Origin of the sequence: Bradyrhizobium sp. LB8.2, assembly GCF_040548035.1 — a bacterium.
Lineage (GTDB): Bacteria > Pseudomonadota > Alphaproteobacteria > Rhizobiales > Xanthobacteraceae > Bradyrhizobium.
Genome location: NZ_JBEPQV010000030.1, coordinates 61280 through 84871 on the forward strand (window position 1 = coordinate 61280; position 23592 = coordinate 84871).

Sequence of the window (23592 nt, forward strand, 5' to 3'; positions counted from 1 at the left end):
CGGGTCACGGAAAAACCCTTGCGGTATGACGGCCATGCGACGGCCGCCGCGCGGCTTTTTTCGGCTGGCGCGCCGCAGCCAGTGGGTTTAAGCCGGTAGAATGAACGCAAAAACCGACACCGTGCAGTCCTCCGCCGAGGCCCTGCGCTATCCATGGGAACAGCATCCCGGCCCCGAAGAGGTCGTCGAGGTGAAGCCGGGCGTATTGTGGGCTCGGCTGAAACTGCCGTTCCGCCTCAACCACGTGAACATCTACCTGCTCGCCGACGGCGACGGCTATGCCATCGTCGACACCGGCTTCGGCAACGAGGAGACGATCGAGGCCTGGACCAAGCTGTTCGACGGGCCGCTGAAGGGCGTCAACATCACGCGCCTGATCGTGACTCATTCCCATCCCGATCATGTCGGTCTGGCCGGGTGGATCGTCGAGCGATTCAACTGCCCGCTGGTGATGTCGCAGGTCGAATATCTGCAATCGGTCTATCACCAGAACCGCGGCACGGAGGAGCGTCAGCAGGCGCAACGGCTGTTCTTCCGCCGCCACGGCATGGACGAATCGCTCACCGAAAAGCTGCTCGGCCGCGGCCAGGATTATCTCAAGCGTGTCTCGGTGCTGCCGCCGTCCTACCGCCGCATCTCGCATGGCGACGACGTCGTGATCGGCACGCGCCGCTTCAAGGTGATCACCGGCGGCGGTCACGCGCTCGACCAGGTGATGCTGTATTGCGCCGACGACAAGCTGTTCCTCTCGGCCGACCAGGTGCTGAGCAAGATCTCGCCGAACGTCAGCGTGTGGGCGGTCGAACCCGACCAGAATTCGCTCGGCGAGTATCTGGCCTCGCTCGCCAGCCTCACCACGACGCTGCCCTATGACGTGCTGGTGCTGCCGGGCCATGGCGTGCCGTTCTACGGGCTGAAGCCCCGCATCAAGCAGCTGGCCGATCACCACGAGGAGCGCTGCCGCCTGATCGCTGAAGCCTGCCGCGAGGTGCCGCAGACCTCGCGCGCCTTGGTGCCCGTCGTGTTCAACAAGCACGTGCTCGACGAACACCAGATGGGTTTTGCCGCCGGCGAGTTGGTCGCCCATGTCAACTACATGATCGTCGAGGGCCGGCTGACGGCGGAGACGAAAGACGGCGTGCTTCAATTCAGAACGAGTTGAGCGTTGACTTCAATTCAACTGATGGCGCAGAGCAACATTGCATCTCGCGCGAACTTGATCGGGATCAAGTTTCAAATCGCACGATAGGGCATTTTGCCCAAATGCCCCGCAGGTCCAAATGTGGGATAGCGCATAGACATTAGAGCTGGAATAGCTCTAAGAAGATGCCGCCCTTTGGTCAGTTCCGTTGCAGGTTTGACGATGGATTACAGCCAGTTTTTCAATTCCGCCCTTAATCGCCTCCACACTGAGCGGCGCTACCGCGTGTTCGCCGATCTCGAGCGCATCGCCGGCCGGTTCCCGCATGCGCTCTGGCACTCGCCCAAGGGCAAGCGCGACGTCGTGATCTGGTGCTCCAACGATTATCTCGGCATGGGCCAGCACCCGAAGGTGGTCGGCGCGATGGTCGAGACCGCGACGCGCGTCGGCACCGGCGCCGGCGGCACCCGCAACATCGCCGGCACGCATCATCCGCTGGTGCAGCTCGAGGCCGAGCTCGCCGATCTCCATGGCAAGGACGCCTCGCTGCTCTTCACGTCCGGCTACGTCTCGAACCAGACCGGCATCGCGACCATCGCGAAGCTCATTCCGAACTGCCTCATTCTCTCGGACGAGCTCAACCACAATTCGATGATCGAGGGCATCCGCCAGTCCGGCTGCGAGCGGGTCGTGTTCCGCCACAACGATCTCGCCGATCTCGAAGCGCTGTTGAAGGCTGCGGGCCCGAGCCGGCCCAAGCTGATCGCCTGCGAGAGCCTTTATTCGATGGACGGCGATATCGCTCCGCTGGCAAAAATCTGCGATCTCGCCGAGAAGTACGGCGCGATGACCTATGTCGACGAAGTCCACGCCGTCGGCATGTACGGCCCGCGCGGCGGCGGCATCGCCGAGCGCGACGGCGTGATGCATCGCATCGACATTCTCGAAGGCACGCTCGCCAAGGCGTTCGGCTGCCTCGGCGGTTACATCGCCGCCAACGGACAGATCATCGACGCCGTGCGCTCTTATGCGCCGGGCTTCATCTTCACCACCGCGCTGCCGCCGGCGATCTGCTCGGCCGCCACCGCTGCGATCAAGCATCTGAAGACGTCGAACTGGGAGCGCGAGCGCCACCAGGACCGCGCCGCCCGGGTCAAGGCGATCCTCAACGCCGCCGGCCTGCCGGTGATGTCGAGCGACACCCACATCGTGCCGCTGTTCATCGGCGATGCCGAGAAGTGCAAGCAGGCTTCCGACCTCTTGCTCGAACAGCACGGCATCTACATCCAGCCGATCAACTATCCGACGGTCGCCAAGGGCACCGAGCGCCTGCGCATCACACCCTCGCCCTATCACGACGACGGCCTGGTGGATCAGCTCGCCGAAGCCCTGCTGCAGGTATGGGACCGCCTCGGGCTGCCGCTGCGCGAGAAGTCGCTGGCGGCGGAGTAGGCGTTTTCCGTCGTCCTGACGGAAGCCAGGACGACATTGGGGCTGATGGCCTGCCGGGCACCTTAACGACAACCCCAGTTCCCGCGCCCGCACGGCATTTCGCTGTCGCCTGCCGCCGGCCAACGCGCTAGATTTGCAGGGAAAATGAGATCGGGCGCTGCCAGCGCGCCCAGGGAGAAGCACGCTCGCCATGCTGCACGACTGGGGCGTGATCGCCGCCGCCTTCGGCTATATCGGCTTTCTGTTCCTGGTGGCGAGCCATGGCGACCGCCGCTCGCCGGCCGGGCGCGGCCGCGCCTCCGGGCTGATTTATCCGCTGTCGCTGGCGATCTACTGCACCTCCTGGACCTTCTTCGGCTCGGTCGGCTTCGCCACCCGCACGTCCACCGACTTCCTCGCGATCTATGTCGGCCCGATCCTGATGATCGGGCTCGGAGCCGGCGTACTCCGCCGCGTGATCCAGCTCGCGAAAGCCCACAACATCACCTCGATCGCCGACTTCATCGGCGCGCGCTATGGCAAGAGCCAGGCGGTGGCGGCGACCGTCGCGCTGATCGCGATCATCGGCTCGGTGCCCTATATCGCGCTCCAGCTCAAGGCGGTCGCCTCCTCGCTCGAAACCATCCTGGGCGAAGACCAGGCCTTCTCTCACATCCCCATCGTCGGCGACATGGCGCTGATGGTGACGCTGGCGATGGCGGCCTTCGCGGTGCTGTTCGGCACGCGGCAGACCGACGCCACCGAGCATCAGCACGGCCTGATGCTGGCGGTCGCAACCGAATCCATCATCAAGCTGGTCGCCTTCCTCACCGCCGGCATCTTCGTCACGTTCTGGATGTTCTCGCCGCACGAACTGATCGAGCGCGCCATGAAGACCCCGGAGGCGGTGCGCGCCATCAACTATTCGCCGTCGATCGGCAACTTCCTGACCATGACGCTGCTGTCGCTGTGCGCGATCATGCTGCTGCCGCGCCAGTTCCACGTCAGCGTGGTGGAAAATTCCTCGGATGCCGAGGTCGGCCGCGCGCGCTGGCTGTTTCCGCTCTACCTCGTCGCCATCAATCTGTTCGTGATCCCGATCGCGCTCGCCGGCCTCATCAGCTTCCCGTTCGGCACCGCCGATCCTGACATGTACGTGCTGGCGCTGCCGATGGAAGGCGGCGCGAATCTGCTCAGCGTCGCCGTCTTCGTCGGCGGCCTGTCGGCGGCGACCGCGATGGTGATCGTCGAATGCGTCGCGCTCTCCATCATGGTCTCGAACGACCTCGTGATGCCGCTGGTGCTGCAACGACGGCCGGAAGGACGCACCGGCGGCGCCGATTTCAGCGACTTCCTGTTGCGCTCGCGCCGGCTCGCGATCTTCGCCATCATGGTGATGGCCTACTTCTACTACCGCGCGCTCGGCAACACCCAGCTCGCGGCAATCGGCCTGCTGTCTTTTGCCGCCATCGCCCAGCTTGCACCAAGCTTCTTCGGCGGGCTGCTGTGGCGGCGCGCGACCGCGCGCGGCGCCATCGGCGGCATGCTGGTCGGATTCGCGGTGTGGCTCTACACGCTGTTCATCCCGAGCTTCATGGATTCCTCGACTTCGGGCATCCTGCTGCTCCAGCACGGCCCGTTCGGGATCGAGGCGCTGCGGCCGCAGGCGCTGTTCGGCGCCGACCTGCCGCCACTGATGCACGGCGTCATCTGGTCGCTGTCGCTCAACATCCTCACCTATGTGCTGCTGTCGCTGGCGCGCCGGCCGTCTTCGATCGAGCTGGTGCAGGCCGATCTGTTCGTGCCCAACACGCTGGCGCCGATCTCGCCGAACTTCCGCCGCTGGCGCACCACGGTCACGGTGCAGGACATCCAGACCACGGTGGCGCAATATCTCGGGCCGGACCGCGCGCGGCATTCGTTCGAGGCATTCACCGCGCGGCGCAATGTGCGGCTGGAGCACGGGGCACCCGCCGATCTCGAGCTGTTGCAGCACGCCGAGCACCTGATCGCCTCCTCGATCGGCGCAGCCTCCTCGCGGCTCGTGATGTCGCTGCTGCTGCGCAAGCGGACGGTCTCCGCCAAGGCTGCACTCAAGCTGCTCGACGATTCCCATGCGGCGCTGCATTTCAACCGCGAGATCCTCCAGACCGCGCTCAACCATGTGCGTCAGGGCATCGCGGTGTTCGACGCCGATCTGCAACTGATCTGCTCCAACCGGCAGTTCGGCGATCTCCTCAACGTTCCCCCGCATTTCATCCAGTTCGGCACGCCGTTGCGTGAAATCCTCGAATTCATGGGCGTGAGCGAGCCGAACGATCCGGTCGAGCGCGAGGCCATGCTGGAACGCCGGCTCGCAGCTTACACCACCGACGGCGAGCCTTATCTGGAGCGCCTGCCCGATCGCCACATGGTGATCGAGATTTTGACCAACCGCATGCCCGGCGGCGGCTTCGTCATCACCTTCACCGACGTCACCCCCACCTTCGAGGCGGCCGCAGCGCTGGAGCGCGCCAATGCGACGCTGGAAAAGCGGGTGCGCGACCGTACCGAGGAGCTGACCCGGCTGAATTCCGAGCTGGCTCAGGCCAAGAGCGCGGCCGAAGACGCCAGCATCTCCAAGACGCGGTTCCTTGCCGCCGCCAGCCACGACATTCTCCAGCCGCTGAACGCGGCGCGGCTCTATGTCACGAGCCTGGTCGAGCGCCAGCACAGCGGCGAGGAGACGCGGCTGGTCGAGAACATCGACGAATCGCTGCAGGCGATCGAGGAGATCCTCGGCGCGCTGCTCGACATCTCCCGGCTCGATGCCGGCGCGATGACGACCTCGATCTCGAGCTTCAAGATGGCCGATCTGATGCGTTCGCTGGAGATCGAATTTGCGCCGATCGCACGCGCCAAGAATTTGGAGCTCGCCTTCGTGCCCTGCTCGCTGCCGGTCGAGTCTGACCGCTTGCTGCTGCGGCGCCTGCTTCAGAACCTGATCTCCAACGCGATCAAATACACACCGCGCGGCCGCGTGCTGGTCGGCTGCCGCCGCCAAGGCCCCTCGCTCAATATCTGCGTCTACGACACCGGCGTCGGCATCCCGCCGGTCAAGCGCAGCGAGATCTTCAAGGAGTTCCACCGCCTCGAGCAAGGCGCGCGGATCGCGCGCGGCCTCGGGCTCGGGCTGTCGATCGTCGAGCGGTTGGCACGGGTGCTCAATCACGGCATCGCCATCGACTCCAATGTCGGCGGCGGTTCGGTGTTCTCCGTAACTGTGCCGACGGCGAAGGCGATCACCCACACCGCCGCAGTGACGAGCGCGACGCCGCTGGCGCGCGCGCCGATCTCGGGCGCGCTCATCGTCTGCATCGAGAACGACGCGGCGATCCTCGACGGCATGCGCACGCTGCTGAAGGCGTGGGACGCCGAGGTGATCGCGGTCGCCGATCCCGAAGGCGCGATCGCCGCGATCGAAACTGCCGGCGGCCGCGTCACCGGCCTGCTGGTCGATTATCATCTCGACCGCGGCAACGGCATCGCCGCGATCCGCGACATCCGCCGCCGGTTCGGCGACGGCATCCCCGCAATCCTGATCACCGCCGACCGCAGCCCCGCCGTGCAAATGGCTGCACGCGACGAAAAGGTCGCGGTGCTCAACAAGCCGGTGAAGCCGGCATCGCTGCGCGCCCTGCTCGGCCAGTGGCGCACCCAGCAGATGGTCGCGGCGGAGTGAGACGCCGCACTCACGGCGCAAGCCGCGTGAAGACGTAATCGCGGCTCCTGACACGGGCTTCGTGGCAGGCAAAGCAGGTGCGATGCAGGGCCTCGTCGACCGGCTTGCCGTTGACGAAGCGGCCAAAACCCCAGCCGCCGGTCGAGGCATATTTTCTGAAATCCTTCACCATCACCTGGACGGTGGTGGGCTCACCGGGGATCGTCGCGGACGAAAATTCGGGCGACTGTTTCCGCTTCCAGGCGCGCTTGACCAGAATGGTGCCGTCCGGGAACGGAAGCTTGTTGTCTTGATAAGCATCGATCGCAGTCTTGTTGCCGACGATGGCACGCAGCTCGGCCAAGGGAGCCGCCTCCTCGGCCGGTGCGATCAGCTGCCACTGCTTGTAGCCGGACGGAACAGTGATGCCGAAGATCGGCGAGGCATCCGCCGGTTCCTCCGCGAAAGCGATCGTGACCAGATACGGCACGCATGTCAGGACAACGACGAGGAGGAGCGCAGCCAGCACGATCATCGTCGTGTAGGACGGAAATTTGGTCTTTTCAGATTTCATCGTCATGACGCTTCATCAAGCTGGGATCACGTGTGAGGCCTCGGCCCAGCCGCGCTGGACCGAGGTGTCGAGCAAAATCCTCAGGCGCCGCCGTCGGCATCGATGACGGCCTTGGCAAAGGCTTGTGGAGCTTCCTGCGGCAGATTGTGGCCGATGCCGCCGGTGATCAGGCGATAGTCGTACCGACCAGAGAATCTCTTGGCATAGGCGCTCGCGTCGGGATGCGGCGCGCCGTTGGCATCGCCTTCCATCGTGATCGTCGGCACGTCGATGACCGGAGCCGCCGCGAGCTTCTTTTCAATATGCTCGTATTTCGCTTCGCCCTGGGCGAGCCCGAGCCGCCAGCGGTAATTGTGGATCGTGATCGCGACATGATCCTTGTTGTCCAGCGCCGCCGCGCTGCGGGCGAAGGTGGCGTCGTCGAACTTCCACTGCGGCGAAGCGAGCTTCCAGATCAGTTTTGCGAAATCATGCGTGTACTTCTCGTATCCGGCGCGGCCGCGCTCGGTCGCGAAATAGAACTGGTACCACCATTGCAGCTCGGCCGACGGCGGCAGCGGCGCGTTGCCTGCGGCCTGGCTGGAGATCAGATAGCCGCTGACCGACACCAGCGCGCGGCAGCGCTCCGGCCACAGCGCGGCGATGATATCGGCGGTGCGCGCGCCCCAGTCGAAACCGGCGACGACCGCCTTCTTGATGTCGAGCTTGTCCATCAGCGCAATGATGTCGACGGCCATGGCGGCCGGCTCGCCATTGCGGGGCGTCTCGCCAGAGAGGAAGTGCGTCGAGCCGTAACCGCGCAGATAAGGGATGATGACGCGATAGCCGGCCTTTGTCAGGATCGGCGCGACATCGACGAAGGCGTGAATGTCGTAAGGCCAGCCGTGCAGCAGGATCGCGACGGGACCGTTCGCAGGACCGGCCTCCGCGTAGCCGACGTTGAGGACGCCGGCATCGATCTGCTTGATCGCGCCGAACGACGCATTCGTCGCGGAGGAGCGCGGCGCTTCCGATTCGGCGCGGGCGAGGCCGATCACGCCAAGGCCGGCGGCGACGGTTCCCGCCGCCACGCCGAAAAACTGACGCCGGTGCTGGTCGATGATCTGTTTCATGATGTTGCTACCTTGTTGATGGTTGGTTGGCGTTGGTGCGTCAGATCAGCGCGACCGTGACGTCGATGTTGCCGCGAACGGCCTTGGAATAGGGGCAGGTCTGGTGCGCCTCATCGATGAGGCCGCGCGCGATCTCGCGATCGAGACCGGGAAGGCTGACATCGAGGCGTGCCCTGAGCGAATAGGCGCCCTCGTCGAGCACGAGGTCGATCTCCGCGTCGATCGCGCATTTCCTTGGAAGCTGGATCTTCCGCTTGCGGGCCGCGATCTCCATCGCGCCCTCGAAGCAGGCCGACCAGCCGGCCGCGAACAATTGCTCGGGGTTGGTGCCGATACCCGCGCCGCCCGGCGGCGACAGCTTGACGTCCAGGCGGCCTTCTGAACTGCGCGACATGCCGTCCTGTCGCCCGCCGCTGGTGTGGGTCCGGGCCGTGTAGAGCAATTTTGCCGCTTGGGTCATCGAGGTCTCCTTGCCGTCGCACAACTGACTAGCAGCGGCGGCCTCAGGACACCCGTTTGGACTTGTGAGAAGTTGTGAGGTCTCGGCTCGCACCCCTCGCAAGGCCTGCATCCGCGGTCTGATGCCGATGCAGGAACGGCCTTGCCGGATCGCGATCATCTGGCTATCCGGTCCCTTCCAAAGGATCAGGATTCCGCCATGATCGAGCCGGCCGGCACCGCAACGGGAACCCTGTCGTTTGGACCATTCACCGTGACGCCGCATGAAAGACTCGTGATGCGCGATGGCGTCGCGCTGCCGCTCGGTGCAAAGGCCTTCGACACGCTGATCGCGCTGATGTCGCGGCCGAACGAGGTCGTCAGCAAGTTTGATCTGATGGCGCTGGTGTGGCCCGGCATCACGGTCGAGGAAGCCAATCTGCGCTTTCACGTCGCGGCGCTTCGCAAAGTCCTTGGCGACGGCAAGGACGGCACTCGCTACATCGCCACACTCTCCGGCCGCGGCTATTGCTTCGTGGCGCCGATCTCGCGGGTGGAACTCCCGGCACAGCGGCGCGCCGCACGGCGAACGGAATTGCCGCCGGTCAAACTGCCGAACCGGCTGCAACGGATGGTCGGGCGCGACGATGAAGTCGCCGCCGTCTCCGACAGGCTGATCGGCTCGCGCTTCGTCACGATCGTCGGCCCGGGCGGCGTCGGCAAGACTGCCGTTGCAGTTGCGATCGCTCACGACCTGCTCGAAACATTCTCCGACGCCGCGCACTTTGTTGATCTTGCCGCATTGAGCGATCCCGATCTCGTGATCACCTCGATCCTGCTGATGCTCGGCCTGCCGGCGCAAACCGACGATCCCCTGCCCGCGCTGCTCGCCCATCTCCGGGACAAGCGGATGCTGCTGATCCTCGACAATTGCGAACACGTCGTCGCAGCCGCAGCGCCGCTGGCCGCCGAGATCTTCCACGCCGCACCGCATGTCCACATCCTGGCGACGAGCCGCGAAGCGCTGCGCGTCGAGGGCGAGCAGGTCTATCGATTGGCCCCGCTTGCCGTTCCGCCCGACAATCCCGGACTGACGGCGGCCGCGGCGCAGACCTATCCCGCGCTTCAGCTCTTCCTCGAACGTGCCACGGCCGGCGGCGCGCAGATCGCGCTCGACGATGCCAACGCCGCAATCGTCGCCGGCATCTGCCGCAAGCTCGACGGCATGGCGCTGGCGATCGAACTCGCCGCCGGCCGAGTCGAAGCCTACGGCCTGGAGCAGACCGCGACGCTGCTCGACGAGCGCCTCAATCTGCTCTGGCAGGGCCAGCGCACGGCGCCGCCACGACAGAAGACATTGCAGGCGACGCTGGCCTGGAGCTACGGGCTCCTGTCCGACATCGAGCGCCTGGTGCTGCGCCGGCTCGCGGTCTTCGCCGGTCACTTCACCATCGACGCCGCACTGGAGATCGTGCCGGACCAACGGGTCGACCGCTCCCGCCTGTTCGACGCCATCGACGGCCTCGTGGCCAAGTCGATGGTCGCGCCGCGGCCGATCGGCGCCATGATGCGCTATCGTCTGCTCGACACGACGCGCGCCTATCTGCGCGATGTCGGGCCTGATGACGCATCGCTCGCCGCCCGCCACGCAACCTACTACCGGCGATGGCTGGAGCAGGCCGGTAGGACATGGGCCACGGTGCCGAGCGCCGACGAGCGCGCGATCCATTTCTCCGCGCTTCACAACGTCCGCGCCGCGCTGGACTGGTGTTTTGGCGTGAACGGCGATGCCGGCATCGGCGTTACACTCGCCGCTGCGGCGGCTCCCATCTTTCTCGCCATGTCGCTGCTGATCGAATGCCGGCGCTGGTCTGAACGGGCGCTGCTTGCAATCGATCCGTCCTCGCGCGGCAGTGCCGAGGAAATGCACATCCAGGCCGCGCTCGGACTGACCTTGATGTTCACGCGCGGCGGCAGCGAAGCGGCACGTGCCGCCTTGAGCCGGAGCCTTGCGATCGCCGAGGCGCGCGGCGACGCGCCGAACCAGCTCCAGCTGCTCGGCCGCGTGCATATCTTCCACGAGCGGATGGGACAGTTCGACGCCGCGCTCGGCTATGCGCAGCAAAGCCTCGCGGTCGCCGAGACACTCGGCGATGCCGCCTCGCTCGCCCTCGCCCATTCGCTGCTGGGTGTCTCCTTGCATCTGGCCGGCGAGCATCGCGACGCGTTGACCATGCTGGAGGCCGCCTGGCACGGGCCGGGCACGGAACGGATCAGCACCGTCTATGGCTTCGATCACCGCAACCGGGCCGGCATCTCGCTCGCGCGAGAGTTTTGGTTGCAGGGCCGCCCCGCCGATGCGTTGCAACTGGCCCGGCAGACGGTCATCGAGGCCGCGCAGATGGACCATCCGATCACGCTCTGCATCGCGTTGATCTGGGCGGTCTCGATCGATCTCTGGAGCGGAGACCTCGATGGCGCGGAAGAGAACATCGACCGCTTCATCGCCCATGCCGAATCGCGCTCGATGGGCCCTTATCTTGCGGTCGGCCGCGGCGTCAAAGGCGAGCTGGCGATCCGACGCGGCGCCGCAGCTAGCGGCGTCGAGACGATCGAGGCGTGCCTGCGCGAGCTTCACGATGCCGGCTACGAGCTGCTCACCACGACGTTCAACATCGCGCTTGTGAACGGTCTTCTGGCGCTCGAGCAAGTCGAACAAGGTGCACGCCTGCTCGACGATGCGATCAGCCTCGTCGAGCAGAGCGGCGATCATCTGTACATGCCCGAGCTGCTGCGCATCAGGGGCAGGGTTCTCCTGGCCCGCCCGCAGCCCGAGGCCGATCAGGCAGAAGCCCACTTCGTGCAATCACTGGAATTGAGTCGCCGCAAAGGCGCCAAAGCCTGGGAGCTGCGGGCCGCGATCGATCTTGCCGGATTCCTTGCCGAACGCGACCGGCGCGAGGAAGCGAAACGATTGCTTCAATCGGCGCTCGAAGGTTTTATCGAGGGATTAGAGACTGCGGATATCAGAATAGCCAACGCTTTGCTGCAGACATTATAGGGCGCACCGCATCGTCATTGCGAGCAAGGGGCGGCATCGCCATCCTCCAATGCACATTTGAACTCGCAGACACGCCTTCGCATCCTCGCGGCGGATTTCACCCGAGCTTTGCTTGGTCGCTTCACCCTCTTGTCCAGGAGGGCGCAGGGAAGGCCGGGTGCCGGCTGGCACCCGCGGTCCGCTGCGCGAAAGGTAGCGCAAGGAAACCGCACAGCAGCATACAGGTGTAGCCAAATCACTCGGCCTTCCCTGCGCAGTGGCTTTACGGCTTATGCCGTGCTCTCCCGGGAGCCGAGTTCCTGTTGGCCTCCCTCGCCTTCACGAAAGTCGCGGACACAGCGCCGGTTGACGCGAATGCCGCATCCGCCAAGGCTTGACCGTAGCAACGACGGCCAGGACCACACGGTTTTGCCGTACGCACGGCTCGCTTGTCGCCACCGGTTTCGACGACGTTGTGCACGTTGCCGCCGACCTGATGACGAGACGAACCTGACAGCGCCGCTCGTCGGCACGAAGCCTCGGGCTCACGGAGAGCAATCCGCCCTGCCCGCACTTTCGGGCCCGACGCTGTCGCGTCCACCGCAAGCCCGGCTCTACGACCATCACGACACATGGTCGCCCCTCAAGGGTGAGCCGGGATGGGCGACACATACGTCAATTCCGAATTTCGGTAAAGCGGAATATTTTCGCGCGGGCGGATTGACAGGGGAGCGACACAGACGCGGTCGCGTAGCTCGCTACAGGCTCACCCCGTCGGAGTGCCCTGCCTCCACTGGCCGCCGGCGATCTTCGCGGCGGCGATCACGGCTTGCGTCCGGCTTTCGACGCCGAGCTTTTGCAGGATGGCCGAGACGTGCGCCTTGATGGTGGCCTCGGAGACGCCGAGCTCATAGGCGATCTGCTTGTTGAGCAGCCCCTCCGACAGCATCATCAGGACCCGCACCTGTTGCGGCGTCAGCGTCACCAGACGGTCGCGCAGCTTCGTCATGTCCGGGTCGGCGGCGGCCGACAGGTCGGTGTCGGCGGGAACCCAGACGTCGCCCTCCATCACCTTGAGGATGGCATCGCGCAGGGTCTCGACGCCGAACCGCTTCGGGATGAAACCCGAGGCGCCGAAATCGAGCGAGCGGCGGATCGTGGCGCTGTCGTCGGAGGCCGAGACGATGACCACCGGGATCGCCGGATATTGTGCGCGCAGATAGATCAGGCCGGAAAAGCCGGAGATCCCGGGCATCGAGAGATCGAGCAGGATCAGGTCGACGTCAGAGTTCTGTTCCAAAAGCTTGGTCAGATCCTCGAACGATCCGGCCTCGTCGATCCTCGCCGAGGTCAGGACGCCCGCCACCGCCTGCCGCAACGCGTCACGGAACAGCGGATGGTCATCGGCAATGACGAGATGGGTGGAAGGAGCGTTCATCGATCTCTTGCTGTCGTTCGCGCCGGGCGGCGAGTCAGCGCCGCGGCACCCTAATTCTTCCCTGAGCGGGCGTGGCATGCAAGGGCGGATTTATTCCTTTAAAGCAAAGGGGTTAATCCGGAGGCCACGCGGCGGCCCGATATCCGCCGTCAGCTGCGCGTCAGTGCGAAAGGCCAAAAGTCGTATTGGGGCGGGTTTCACGCCGATGTTACCTTGAGGGCAAGACCTAGGTTGATCCGGCCCGCCCGGACATCTGGGGCGTGAGGAAACGATTTTTCGGGGAGCGACTCAACATGTCGACAATGGCTGTGTCTCAAGCACGCGAGGGTGGGATGACGAAAGACGAACGGTTCGTCATTCTCGCCTCCTCGCTCGGTACCGTCTTCGAGTGGTACGACTTCTATCTTTACGGGTCGCTGGCCGGCATCATCGGCGCGCAGTTCTTCTCGGCCTATCCCCCGGCAACCCGCGACATCTTCGCGCTGCTGGCCTTCGCGGCAGGCTTCCTGGTGCGCCCGTTCGGCGCGATCGTGTTCGGCCGTATCGGCGACATCGTCGGCCGCAAATACACCTTCCTCGTCACCATCCTGATCATGGGTCTGTCGACCTTCATCGTCGGCCTGCTGCCCAACGCGGCGACCATCGGCATCGCGGCCCCGATCATCCTGATCGCGTTGCGCCTCGCCCAGGGCCTGGCGCTCGGCGGTGAATATGGCGGTGCGGCGACCTACGTCGCGGAGCATGCTCCGAACGGCAAGCGCGGCTACTACACATCCTTCATCCAGACCACGGCGACGCTCGGCCTGTTCCTGTCGCTGCTGGTGATCCTGTTCACGCGCTCCGCCCTCGGCGAACCCGAGTTCGCGGCGTGGGGCTGGCGCATTCCGTTCCTGGTCTCGGTGCTGCTGCTTGGCGTCTCGGTCTGGATCCGGCTTCGCCTCAACGAATCCCCGATCTTCCAGAAGATGAAGGACGAGGGGAAGAGCTCGAAGGCCCCGCTGACGGAAGCCTTCGGCAACTGGCAGAACGGCAAGCTCGTGCTGCTGGCGCTGCTTGGCGGCGTGATGGGCCAGGGCGTGGTCTGGTACACCGGCCAGTTCTACGCATTGTTCTTCCTGCAATCGATCCTCAAGGTCGACGGCTACACCGCCAACCTGCTGATCGCCTGGTCGCTGCTGCTCGGCACCGGCTTCTTCATCGTGTTCGGCATGCTCTCCGACAGGATCGGCCGCAAGCCGATCATCCTCGGCGGCTGTCTGATCGCGGCGCTCACTTTCTTCCCGATCTTCAAGATGATCACCACCAACGCCAATCCTGCGCTGGAAAAGGCGATCGAGTCGGTCAAGGTCGAGGTGGTGGCGGATCCCGCAGGTTGCGGCGACCTGTTCAACCCGGTCGGCACCCGCGTCTTCAGCTCGCCTTGCGACACCGCACGTGCCTACCTGTCGCAGTCGTCGGTCAAGTACACGACCACGCCAGGTGCGGCCGGCTCCGGCGTGAAGGTGATGGTCAACGGCAAGGAAGTTGCCTACGCCAACGCCAAGGACGGTAATCCGGCGCTCCTCGCCGCCGCGCAGGCAGCCGGGTATCCGAAGGCCGGCGATACGGGCATCGTGAAGATGGCGCATCCGTTCGACATCTTCCGTCCGCAGGTAGCCGCGGTTGTCGGACTGCTGTTCGTCCTGGTGCTCTTCGTCACCATGGTGTACGGCCCGATCGCCGCAATGCTGGTCGAACTGTTCCCGACCCGCATCCGATACACCTCGATGTCGCTGCCCTACCACATCGGCAACGGTTGGTTCGGTGGCCTCTTGCCGGCGACCGCCTTCGCCATCGTGGCTTCAACGGGCGATATCTATGCGGGCCTCTGGTATCCGGTCATCTTCGCATCGATTACCGTCGTGATCGGCTTGTTCTTCCTGCCCGAGACCAAGGACGTCGACATCAAGGCGACCTGATCGGCGGCAGATCCAGATCAACACGAACCGGCCGCGGATCGCTCCGCGGCCGGTTTTCTTTTGGGCTCTACTGATTGCCGCCGATGAATTGCAGCACGACCTCGCGCCGGTGCGGGCGCTTGCGGTGCTCGATCAGATAGATCGCCTGCCAGGTACCGAGCATGAGCTTGCCGTTCAGGACCGGGACCTGAAGCGAAGTCTGCGTCAGCATGGTCTTGACGTGCGCCGGCATGTCGTCGGGTCCCTCGGTATCATGCGTCCATCCGGCGTTCTCCGGCGCGAGCCGGGACAGCGCGGTGGTGAGATCGACGAGCACGGAGGGATCGGCGTTCTCCTGGATCGTCAGCGACGCCGAGGTGTGACGGATGAACAATGTCAACGCGCCGTCTCGCGCGCCCGCCTCGGCGACGAATTTCGCAGCTTCGCTGGTGAGATCGGTGAAGCCGCGGCCCGGCGTCTGCACGGTCAGCAGCGACGATGCGATGGCGGTGACTTGCACAGTCGACGGCGCAGAGCGTGCGAAGCGTTTCTCAGATGCCATCAAACTCTCAAATCTTCCCCGAAACGTCCTTCTGCACGCGGTTGGCCATGTCGATCAGCCGGCGCCATGCCTTTTCCAGGAACGACATCACGCGATCGACGTCCTGGTCGCTCGGCAGCGGGATCTCGATCCTGCGGTCACCCTCGGCGGCCTTCGGCTCCGCCTTCTTGAACGGATCGGATTTCGGCAGCGCCTCGTCGATCTTGCCTGATACGGTCGGCCCCGCCGCGAGCCGTCCCTTCAGCGTCTCGACTTCAGCCTGGAGCCGGCCGATCTCGGCGTCGAGCGCGGTCCGCTCGTCGGGCACCGCGTAGCAGGCCCAACCGGCGCCGCTCCGGGTACAGGTCGATACCGTGCCGGTGCGGGTGTCGAGCCGCAGCACGCCCTCGGGGATGGGGGTCATGCTGTAGCGGCCGTTTTCACTGTCGGGTGCGGATTGCGCGGCGAGGCAGCCGCCGCTGATGGTCATCACCGCGGCGAACGCCGCGGCCGCAAGCCATGATGTTGTGGATGAATTCGCTGGTCTCATCGCGCTCTCCGCCACGACGCGAAAGGTGGCACTCTCGCAAATTCTACACCCCCGCGAGGCGATCCGCCGCCCAAAACGCGCCCCTGATATCAACGAGGGCAGTGCCCTCTTTGATCCCGGCAGCGGGGCGAAATGGCGACGGCATCCGCCGATCATGCGGAGAGCTGCTGCGGTGCGGCGTCACGCTGTGTGCAGCGCTGCCGCGCGCGCCAATATTGTAAAATAAATCAGATACATAACAGGAATGGACACAATCGTGACTTGGCTTGACTTGATTATGGCCCATCAGTATGGTCCGCGCGGCTTTTGAGGGTGGCGGGCGTAATTTCCATTCAGCCGCGGCGTTTCGGGTCTTCGTTGCATGACACAGGGCACGGGACACGGCGAGAATGGAGATCGCGATAGATCGCCCGAGGAAGCTGCGCTTTCCGAACGGCTCGGAAATCTTGATCAGCGGTTGTCCGAATTTCGCGGCCGCCACGTCAAGACCGAGCAACCCGCAGGTGACGGTGAGGACAGAGCGGCCAGGGCCTCGGCGATGGCGCTTGGTTTCCGGTTATCCTCCGAGTTGGTCGCCGGGGTCGTTGTCGGAGCGGGGATTGGCTGGGGTTTCGACCGCTTGCTGTCGACGTCGCCTTTCGGATTTATCGTGTTCCTGCTGCTGGGCTTCGTGGCCGGCGTGGTGAACGTGGTGAGAACGGCAGGCGCGGGTCAAAACAGACGCGGTGGTTCTTAAGCGGTCCACACCAGGAGAGGAATGATCGTGCCGGCTTCGCCGGTACGGGCCGGCCCGACCGGCAGACCGAGACCCGCCGGCATTGCCCGGCAGACCAAGAGATGCTGCGCTGATGAAAATCGACCCGATCCACCAGTTCAACATCGAGCCTCTCTTCACCCTGGGCCATATCGGCAATCACACGATCGCCTTCACCAATTCGTCGCTCTACATGCTGGTGGCGGTCGCGATCATCTCGATCCTGATGCTTGCCAGCGGCACGCAACTGGTTCCCGGGCGCCTTCAGTCGGTCGCCGAGATCTCCTACGAGTTCGTCGCCTCGACCATCCGTTCGACGGCCGGCGCGGAAGGCATGAAGTTCTTTCCGCTGATCTTCTCGCTGTTCATGTTCCTCTGCGTCTCGAACCTCGTGGGTATCATCCCCTATACCTTCACGATTGCGAGCCATCTGATCGTGACGGGAGCGCTCGCGCTGCTGGTGTTCTTCACCGTCCTGATCTACGGCCTCTACAAGAACGGCCTGAAATTCTTCAAGATTTTCGTTCCCCAGGGCGTCCCGATCTACATCCTGCCGCTGGTCATGTTCATCGAGATCCTGTCGTTCTTCCTGCGGCCGGTCTCCCACAGTGTCCGTCTCTTCGCCAACATGCTGGCCGGCCACATCGCGCTGAAGGTGTTCGCGGGCTTCGTCGCCATGCTCGGCTTCTCGCTCGGCGCCGTCGGCTGGGTCGGCGGCGTGCTGCCGCTGGCGCTCACGGTCGCGCTGTACGCTCTCGAGATTCTGGTCGCGTTCCTGCAGGCCTATGTGTTTGCGATCCTGACCTGCATCTACCTCAACGACGCCATTCATCCGGGACACTGAGCGGTCCGGGGAATTTCCACCCACAACCCAATCTTTCTTCCAAGGAGTCTAAAATGGATCCGGCAGCAGCAAAACTTATCGGCGCGGGCATCGCATGCATCGGCATGGGCGGCGCGGGCGTCGGCGTCGGCGTGATCTTCGGCAACTACCTCGCCGCAGCCGTTCGCAACCCTTCGGCTGCTCAGGGCCAGTTCGGCAATTTGATCTTCGGCTTCGCCGTGACCGAAGCGCTCGGCATTTTCTCGCTGCTGATCGCGCTGCTGCTGCTGTTCGTTCCGCTCTGAGGACGTGTTTCGCGCCGCTTCAACCGAAGCGGCGCGCATGACTGCAACAGGAGTACTCCATGGCTGAAAGTCATGGCGGCGCAAAAGGTCCGGCGGCGGGCGCCCACACCGAGGCTGACGGTAGTCACCACGGTGGCGGCTTCCCGCCGTTCGAGAGCAGCAGCTTCGCTTCACAGCTGGTGTCGCTCGCGATCTTCTTCGTCCTGCTTTACGTGATCGTGTCCAAGCTCGCTCTGCCGCGTATCGGCGGTGCGATCGAGGCGCGTCAGAACAAGATCGAGGGTGACCTCGCCGAAGCGCAGAAGCTGAAGGACCAGTCCGACGCCGCGCTGAAGGCCTATGAAAGCGAGCTCGCCTCGGCGCGCACGCGAGCACAGGCGATCGGCAACGAATCCCGCGAGAAGGCGAATGCGCAGGCGGAAGTCGAGCGCAAGAAGCTGGAAGAACAGCTGGCGGCCAGGCTCGCCGGGGCGGAGAAGACCATCGCCTCGACCCGCACCGCCGCCATGAGCAACGTCCGCGGCATCGCAGCCGATGCGGCCGGCCAGATCGTGCAGCAGCTTACCGGCGTCGTTCCCGACGCCGCGTCGGTCAATGCCGCGGTCGATGCGTCCTTGAAGGGTTAGTCGATATGTTCTTCGAACCTGAATTTTGGGTCGCCGTCGCCTTCGTCATCCTGATGCTCGTGTTTGCCTATCTCGGCATCCACAAGACCCTGCTGACGACGCTCGATCATCGCGCAGCCCGCATCAAGGCCGAGCTCGACGACGCGACGCGCCTCAAGCAGGAGGCGGCCAAGGTGCTCGCCGACTACAAGGCGCGCACCGCGACGGCCGAGCGCGAGGCTGCCGACATCATCGCCAACGCCAAGTCCGAAGCCGAGCGCATCGCGACCGAGGCCAAGGCGAAGATGGAAGACTTCGTCGCCCGCAGAACCAAGACCGCGGAAGGCAAGATCGCGCTCGCCGAGGCCCAGGCGGTGGCCGATGTCCGCGCCGCAGCCGCGGAAGCCGCCGTCCAGGCCGCCTCCACGATCCTGTCGCAGTCGGTCAAGGGCAACGTCGCCGACGATCTGCTCGCCAAGGGCATCACCGAGGTTCGGCAGAAGCTGAACTGAGGGGTCTCGCTTCACCAATCAGAAAGCCGGCGCGATGAGTGCCGGCTTTTTTGTTTGTCGGGCACTGCATCGGCAAGCCTGATGTCATCGCCTGCGAAGGCGGGCGATCCAGTATTCCAGAGACAGTCCTGATCAATCGAGAGGCCGCGGCGTACTGGATGCCCCTTCGCGAGGCATGACAACTATCTTTTCGTGGTTACTTCTTCTTCCCCCGCGCCTTCGGCTCGGGCGAGAGCGCTTGCGGGTCGAAGCCGACATAGAAGATGTAGGAATCGGCGGCCTTGGCCGAAGGCGTCGGGTAGGCCAGATCCTCGGCGACGAACGTGAAGGGCACGCTGCCGCCCTCCGACATCTCGACCGTGGTTCGGTAGGCCTTCGAGGCGATCACCTTCTCGCCGACGCCGCCCTGCACCACGGCGATGCGCAAGGGCACCTCGACGGTCGCAGGCGCACCGGCGGGACCGGCGATGACGCGGCCCTGAATGCCGATCCGGGCCGTGATATCGGCACCGTTCCGGGTACATTCACGCGCCATCTTGGTGATCGTAGCCTGGAAGCGAATCTCATTGCCGACGGCCGGCTTGCCGGCGGCCCCAACCGCGTAGGTCGAGGCCCCCGCGCGCACTGTAACCTGCGGACAATCGACGTCGTCATCCGCCGCCGGCTGGCCTGGCGCAGGCGCCGGCTTGGGCTGTGCCGGCTCGTCGGACTTGCCGCCGAACAGGCCCTTGAATCGATCGGTCAGCGATTGCGCCGCGGCCGGCGAGACGGAGACGAGCGCAACCGACAACGCCAACGCGACCGCTGTCCCCCGCCGCAACGCATTCCGCGATGACCGAAACTTCTGCACCATCAACGCCCATACTCCACGACAACATCCCGGCCGATCGCCGGCCGGCCTTGCGCCGTTATATCGTCAAAACCGGCGAACCCAAGGCAAGCACAACAAGGCAGCAAACAAGGAAACTCTGGCCACATGAATGAACGGGCTCAGCCGCGGAAATCCTCGTGCAGCAGACCGAACAGCAGATGGTCCTGCCAGACCCCGTTGATGCAGAGATAGCGGCGCGCCAGCCCTTCGCGGGAGAAGCCGCACTTTTCCAGCACCCGGATCGACGGCGCATTGGTCGGAATGCACGCGGCCTCGACCCGGTGCAGATTGAGTTCGCCGAACAGCGTCGGCAGCAGCACCCGCAGCGCGGCCGTCATGTAGCCGCGCTGGGCGTTGGGCTTCCCGACCCAATAGCCGATGGTGCCGGCCTGGACGATGCCGCGCCGGACATTGGCGAGCGTGATGCCGCCGAGCATGGCGCCGTCGAGCTCGCGGAAGATCAGAAAGGGATAGGAACGGTCCGCGGCGATGTCCTCGGAATAGCGGCGCAGGCGGCGACGGAAGCCGGAGCGGGTGAGATCGTCCGACGGCCAGATCGGCTCCCAGGGCGTCAGATAATCGCGGCTCGACTCGCGCAAATGCGCCCACTGCAGGAAGTCCGACATCTGCGGCGCACGTAGCAACAGGCCGTTGCCGCGCGGCGCGAGCGCGGCAGGTCCACTGGATGGCAGGCGAAAGAGGGCCATGGTGATGCTTCCCGGGGCAGATCAGCCCGTGCGCGGCTCCTAATGCAGCCGCGCTTTGGCGCGTGCCCGGGTCAATCCTTCCGCAAAAGACACCGCCGTGTCCAGACCCCTGCCGCTGCCTAATGCGACAACCGCAGGGCGGCTGCGCGAAAGCAGCGCACGCGCCGCATCCCGGGTCGATTCGACGCTGACGGCGTCGATCCGGGCCACCAGCTCCTCGGCGGTCTGGGGCCGGCCATAGGCCAGCACATGCCGGGCGAGCTGCTCGGCGCGCGACGAGCAGCTCTCCAGCGCCATCAGCAGGCCCGCCTTCATCTGCGCCTTGGCCCGCGCGATTTCGACCTCGGTCAGGGTCTCCACCGAATCGTTCATGATGTCGACCACGACTTCCATCATCTCGGGCGCATCGGCCGGATCGGTGCCGGTGTAGAGGCCGAAGAATCCGGTGTCGGTATAGGGCGCGTGGAACGAGTAGATCGAGTAACAGAGGCCGCGCTTCTCGCGGACCTCCTGGAACAGCCGCGACGACATCCCGCCGCCGAGGATGTTGGTGAAGACCTGGAGCGAGAACAACGACAGATCGCCCTGCGGCACGCCTTCCAGCGCCAGCGTCAGATGCGCCTGCTCGAGCTCGCGATGCACCACCTTGGTGCCGCCCTTGCCGAACTGTGCGGATTGCGGCTTGGGACCCGGCGTCCCCTCAAAACTGGCAAAGCGGTGCTCGACCTCGGCGACCACCTGCTTGTGATCGACCGCGCCGGCCGCCGCCACCACCATGTCGGGCCCGCGATAATGCGTCGACAGATAGTCGCGCAGCGAGTCGCGGCTGAAGGCACGCAAGGTCTTCGCAGTGCCGAGTAGCGAACGGCCCATCGGCTGGTCGGGATAACAGAGCTCGTTGAGATGCTCGAACACCACGTCGTCGGGCGTGTCCTGCGCCGCGCCGATCTCCTGCACGATGACGTTCTTCTCGCGCTCGAGCTCGTCGGGCTCGAAGGCGGGATTGGCGAGGATGTCGGCGAGCACGTCGAGTGCGAGCGGCACGTCGGCCTTCAGCACCCGCGCGTAATAGGACGTGGTCTCGGTCGAGGTGCCGGCATTGAGGTCGCCGCCGACCGCCTCGATCTCCTCCACGATCTCGCGCGAGGAGCGTTTCGTCGTGCCCTTGAACGCCATGTGTTCGAGAAGATGCGAGATGCCGTGCTCGTTGGGCTTCTCGTCGCGCCCGCCGACGCCGGCCCAGACGCCGAGCGCCGCCGTTTCGAGATGCGGCATCTTGTCGGTGACGACGGTCAGGCCGGACGCAAGCTTGGAAATCTCGACGCTCATCCGGCAACTCCCTGTTTCGCGGCGCGGCTGACCGACAGCACGAACCGCTCGACCTCGGCCTGGTCGTTCTTCATCACCTTCATGTGTTCGGATTTGGTCATCAGACCGTCGAGCCAGGCCGGCAGTTGCGGCCGCTGGCCGCAGGCCGCCTCGACCGCGTCGGGGAATTTGGCCGGATGGGCGGTGGACAGCACGATGCTGGGAACCGTCGTGTCGGTGGTGTCGCGATCGGCGACCGCGAGCGCGACCGCGGTGTGGGGATCGACCAACTCGCCCGCCTCGCGCCAGGCGGCGCGGATCGCGGCCGCGGTCTCGGTCTCGTCGGCGCGGCCCGCGTCGAATTCCTCGCGGATCGCGGCCAGCGTCGCATCGGGCAGCACGAAGCGCCCCGACTGCTTCAGCGAATCCATCAGCCGGCGCACGCCGGCGGCATCGCGCCCGCCAGCCTCGAACAGCAGCCGCTCGAAATTCGAGGAGATCTGGATGTCCATCGACGGCGACGCCGTCGCGTGCACCTCGCGCACCTCGTAGATCCCGGTCTTCAGCGTGCGCGCCAGGATGTCGTTGACGTTGGCGGCGATGCCTAGAGTCCGCACCGGAAGACCCATGCGCTTGGCGACATAGCCGGCAAAGATGTCGCCGAAATTGCCGGTCGGCACGACGAAGTCCACCGCGCGCGCCGGCGCGCCGGCGGCAATGGCGGAGGTGAAATAGTAGACCACCTGGGAGACGATGCGCGCCCAATTGATGGAATTGACGCCGGACAGCGAGGTCGCATCGCGGAAGCGATGGTTGTTGAACATCCCCTTCACGAGCGCCTGGCAATCGTCGAAATTGCCTTCGATGGCGAGCGCGTGGACATTGGCCGCGCCTGTCGAGGTCATCATCCGCCGCTGCACCTCGGAAATGCGGCCGTGCGGAAACAGCACGATGAGATCGACATTCTCGAGCCCCGCGAACGCGTCGACCGCAGCACCGCCGGTGTCGCCGGAGGTCGCGACCACGATGGTGGTGCGCTGGCCGCGCTTGGCAAGCACATGGTCCATCAGCCGCGAGATCAGCTGCATCGCCACATCCTTGAAGGCGAGCGTCGGACCGTGGAACAGCTCCAGCACGAACTGGTGCGCCGCCATCTGGCGCAGCGGCACCACCGCCGGATGGCGGAAGGTGGCGTAGGCCTCGTTCGCCATGCGGCCGAGTTCGGCATCCGATATCTCGCCGCCAACAAAGGGGCGGATCACCTCGACCGCGACCTCCCAATAGGGACGACCGAAGAAGCCGGCGATGGCCTCAGTCGAGAGTTGCGGCCAGACGGCCGGCACATACAGGCCGCCGTCGCGGGCAAGCCCGGTCAGCATCACGTCGCAGAAGCCGAGTTCGGGGGCCTCGCCCCGGGTCGAGATATAACGAGTCAAACTGCCCTCCAAAGGCCGGCCGAGCCTGAGCTCGATCCGCAAGCCTTTGATTTTACGAAACTACTTGTTAACAGCCAGAGGCTTTGGGCCACCATAAAGTGTTTTACGGCATCGGGAAACCGCTTCGCGTCCCTGCCGATCCAACGAAAAAGGGCTGCCCAATCAAAAGGGCTGCGGCAATGCCGCAGCCCTCTCCTGGAAGGTCTGTCGTTGATGTGTGCAGACCAGTTTGCCTCTTGGGGTCGCTGACCCGCTAAAACTGTTCGCGCAAGCTTTCGTCGCCTGTCACGACATCGTCAAGAGCCAAAACGGCGCGTGAGAGAAGATGTTCCTATTTTTCCCGGCAATGCCTCGGCGTCGACAAATGCT

Annotated in this window: 20 protein-coding genes; 10 read left to right on the forward strand and 10 right to left on the reverse strand. The window is 64.9% G+C overall.

Translation table 11 applies throughout. From position 1 onward, the window contains the following. Positions 1 to 100: 100 nt before the first annotated feature. The 3 genes from ABIB06_RS29555 to ABIB06_RS29565 all read left to right on the forward strand — a co-directional run bounded on the left by ABIB06_RS29555 (position 101) and on the right by ABIB06_RS29565 (position 6293). Positions 101 to 1162, forward strand: a complete 1062-nt coding sequence (locus tag ABIB06_RS29555) for an MBL fold metallo-hydrolase (RefSeq protein ID WP_247344308.1) — start codon at positions 101 to 103, stop codon at positions 1160 to 1162. A gap of 201 nt (positions 1163 to 1363) precedes the next feature. Then, positions 1364 to 2593, forward strand: a complete 1230-nt coding sequence (hemA, locus tag ABIB06_RS29560; protein ID WP_354051337.1) for a 5-aminolevulinate synthase — start codon at positions 1364 to 1366, stop codon at positions 2591 to 2593. Between the two features lie 190 nt (positions 2594 to 2783). Continuing rightward, the gene (locus ABIB06_RS29565) at positions 2784 to 6293 is read left to right on the forward strand and encodes a PAS domain-containing hybrid sensor histidine kinase/response regulator (RefSeq protein WP_354051335.1); all 3510 of its coding nucleotides are present in this window, start codon (positions 2784 to 2786) and stop codon (positions 6291 to 6293) included. Positions 6294 to 6303: 10 nt separating this feature from the next. Here the strand turns inward: ABIB06_RS29565 and ABIB06_RS29570 are convergent, their stop codons facing one another. The 3 genes from ABIB06_RS29570 to ABIB06_RS29580 form a co-directional block, all read right to left on the reverse strand. After that, positions 6304 to 6807 carry a cytochrome P460 family protein gene (locus ABIB06_RS29570; protein ID WP_354051412.1) on the reverse strand — a complete coding sequence of 168 codons (504 nt, stop codon included), beginning with the start codon at positions 6805 to 6807 and terminating at the stop codon, positions 6304 to 6306. A gap of 119 nt (positions 6808 to 6926) precedes the next feature. Next, a complete protein-coding gene (locus tag ABIB06_RS29575) occupies positions 6927 to 7958 on the reverse strand; it encodes an alpha/beta fold hydrolase (protein ID WP_354051333.1) in 1032 nt (343 codons plus the stop codon). A gap of 40 nt (positions 7959 to 7998) precedes the next feature. Further along, on the reverse strand, positions 7999 to 8418 hold the full coding sequence (locus tag ABIB06_RS29580; RefSeq protein WP_354051332.1) for an organic hydroperoxide resistance protein: 420 nt from the start codon (positions 8416 to 8418) through the stop codon (positions 7999 to 8001). Positions 8419 to 8616: 198 nt separating this feature from the next. Here ABIB06_RS29580 and ABIB06_RS29585 point away from each other — a divergent pair, with 198 nt between their 5' ends. Next, positions 8617 to 11457, forward strand: coding sequence for an ATP-binding protein (locus ABIB06_RS29585; RefSeq protein ID WP_354051330.1), 2841 nt, complete (start codon positions 8617 to 8619; stop codon positions 11455 to 11457). A 745-nt stretch (positions 11458 to 12202) separates the two neighbouring features. Here ABIB06_RS29585 and ABIB06_RS29590 read toward each other — a convergent pair. Beyond that, positions 12203 to 12874, reverse strand: a complete 672-nt coding sequence (locus tag ABIB06_RS29590; RefSeq protein ID WP_354051327.1) for a response regulator — start codon at positions 12872 to 12874, stop codon at positions 12203 to 12205. A gap of 332 nt (positions 12875 to 13206) precedes the next feature. Here ABIB06_RS29590 and ABIB06_RS29595 point away from each other — a divergent pair, with 332 nt between their 5' ends. Then, complete coding sequence (locus ABIB06_RS29595) at positions 13207 to 14832, forward strand: MFS transporter (RefSeq protein ID WP_354051325.1); 1626 nt, start codon at positions 13207 to 13209, stop codon at positions 14830 to 14832. 67 nt (positions 14833 to 14899) lie between these two features. Here the strand turns inward: ABIB06_RS29595 and ABIB06_RS29600 are convergent, their stop codons facing one another. Next, positions 14900 to 15373 carry a secondary thiamine-phosphate synthase enzyme YjbQ gene (locus ABIB06_RS29600; protein ID WP_354051323.1) on the reverse strand — a complete coding sequence of 158 codons (474 nt, stop codon included), beginning with the start codon at positions 15371 to 15373 and terminating at the stop codon, positions 14900 to 14902. 7 nt (positions 15374 to 15380) lie between these two features. Further along, positions 15381 to 15902 carry a hypothetical protein gene (locus tag ABIB06_RS29605; RefSeq protein ID WP_247448415.1) on the reverse strand — a complete coding sequence of 174 codons (522 nt, stop codon included), beginning with the start codon at positions 15900 to 15902 and terminating at the stop codon, positions 15381 to 15383. Positions 15903 to 16263: 361 nt separating this feature from the next. Here ABIB06_RS29605 and ABIB06_RS29610 point away from each other — a divergent pair, with 361 nt between their 5' ends. The 5 genes from ABIB06_RS29610 to ABIB06_RS29630 all read left to right on the forward strand — a co-directional run bounded on the left by ABIB06_RS29610 (position 16264) and on the right by ABIB06_RS29630 (position 18901). Then, positions 16264 to 16638 (forward strand): AtpZ/AtpI family protein, encoded by a 375-nt coding sequence (locus ABIB06_RS29610; protein WP_018459992.1) that lies wholly within the window; start codon positions 16264 to 16266, stop codon positions 16636 to 16638. A gap of 112 nt (positions 16639 to 16750) precedes the next feature. Beyond that, entirely contained in the window at positions 16751 to 17500 is a 750-nt protein-coding gene (locus ABIB06_RS29615) for a F0F1 ATP synthase subunit A (RefSeq protein ID WP_247448414.1), read from the forward strand. Between the two features lie 53 nt (positions 17501 to 17553). Then, entirely contained in the window at positions 17554 to 17784 is a 231-nt protein-coding gene (locus ABIB06_RS29620) for a F0F1 ATP synthase subunit C (protein WP_007599451.1), read from the forward strand. 59 nt (positions 17785 to 17843) lie between these two features. Beyond that, on the forward strand, positions 17844 to 18410 hold the full coding sequence (locus tag ABIB06_RS29625) for a F0F1 ATP synthase subunit B family protein (RefSeq protein ID WP_354051321.1): 567 nt from the start codon (positions 17844 to 17846) through the stop codon (positions 18408 to 18410). 5 nt (positions 18411 to 18415) lie between these two features. Further along, on the forward strand, positions 18416 to 18901 hold the full coding sequence (locus tag ABIB06_RS29630) for a F0F1 ATP synthase subunit B family protein (protein ID WP_247352370.1): 486 nt from the start codon (positions 18416 to 18418) through the stop codon (positions 18899 to 18901). Positions 18902 to 19097: 196 nt separating this feature from the next. Here ABIB06_RS29630 and ABIB06_RS29635 read toward each other — a convergent pair whose 3' ends face one another. The 4 genes from ABIB06_RS29635 to thrC all read right to left on the reverse strand — a co-directional run bounded on the left by ABIB06_RS29635 (position 19098) and on the right by thrC (position 23223). Next, positions 19098 to 19754 (reverse strand): hypothetical protein, encoded by a 657-nt coding sequence (locus ABIB06_RS29635; protein ID WP_354051319.1) that lies wholly within the window; start codon positions 19752 to 19754, stop codon positions 19098 to 19100. A 137-nt stretch (positions 19755 to 19891) separates the two neighbouring features. Continuing rightward, the gene (locus ABIB06_RS29640; protein WP_247448411.1) at positions 19892 to 20479 is read right to left on the reverse strand and encodes a GNAT family N-acetyltransferase; all 588 of its coding nucleotides are present in this window, start codon (positions 20477 to 20479) and stop codon (positions 19892 to 19894) included. A gap of 39 nt (positions 20480 to 20518) precedes the next feature. Then, the gene (locus ABIB06_RS29645) at positions 20519 to 21808 is read right to left on the reverse strand and encodes a M16 family metallopeptidase (protein WP_247352364.1); all 1290 of its coding nucleotides are present in this window, start codon (positions 21806 to 21808) and stop codon (positions 20519 to 20521) included. Continuing rightward, positions 21805 to 23223: a threonine synthase gene (gene thrC, locus ABIB06_RS29650; protein ID WP_247352362.1), complete on the reverse strand. Its 1419-nt coding sequence runs from the start codon at positions 23221 to 23223 to the stop codon at positions 21805 to 21807. The genes ABIB06_RS29645 and thrC overlap by 4 nt, the downstream gene beginning before the upstream one ends. Positions 23224 to 23592: the final 369 nt, after the last annotated feature.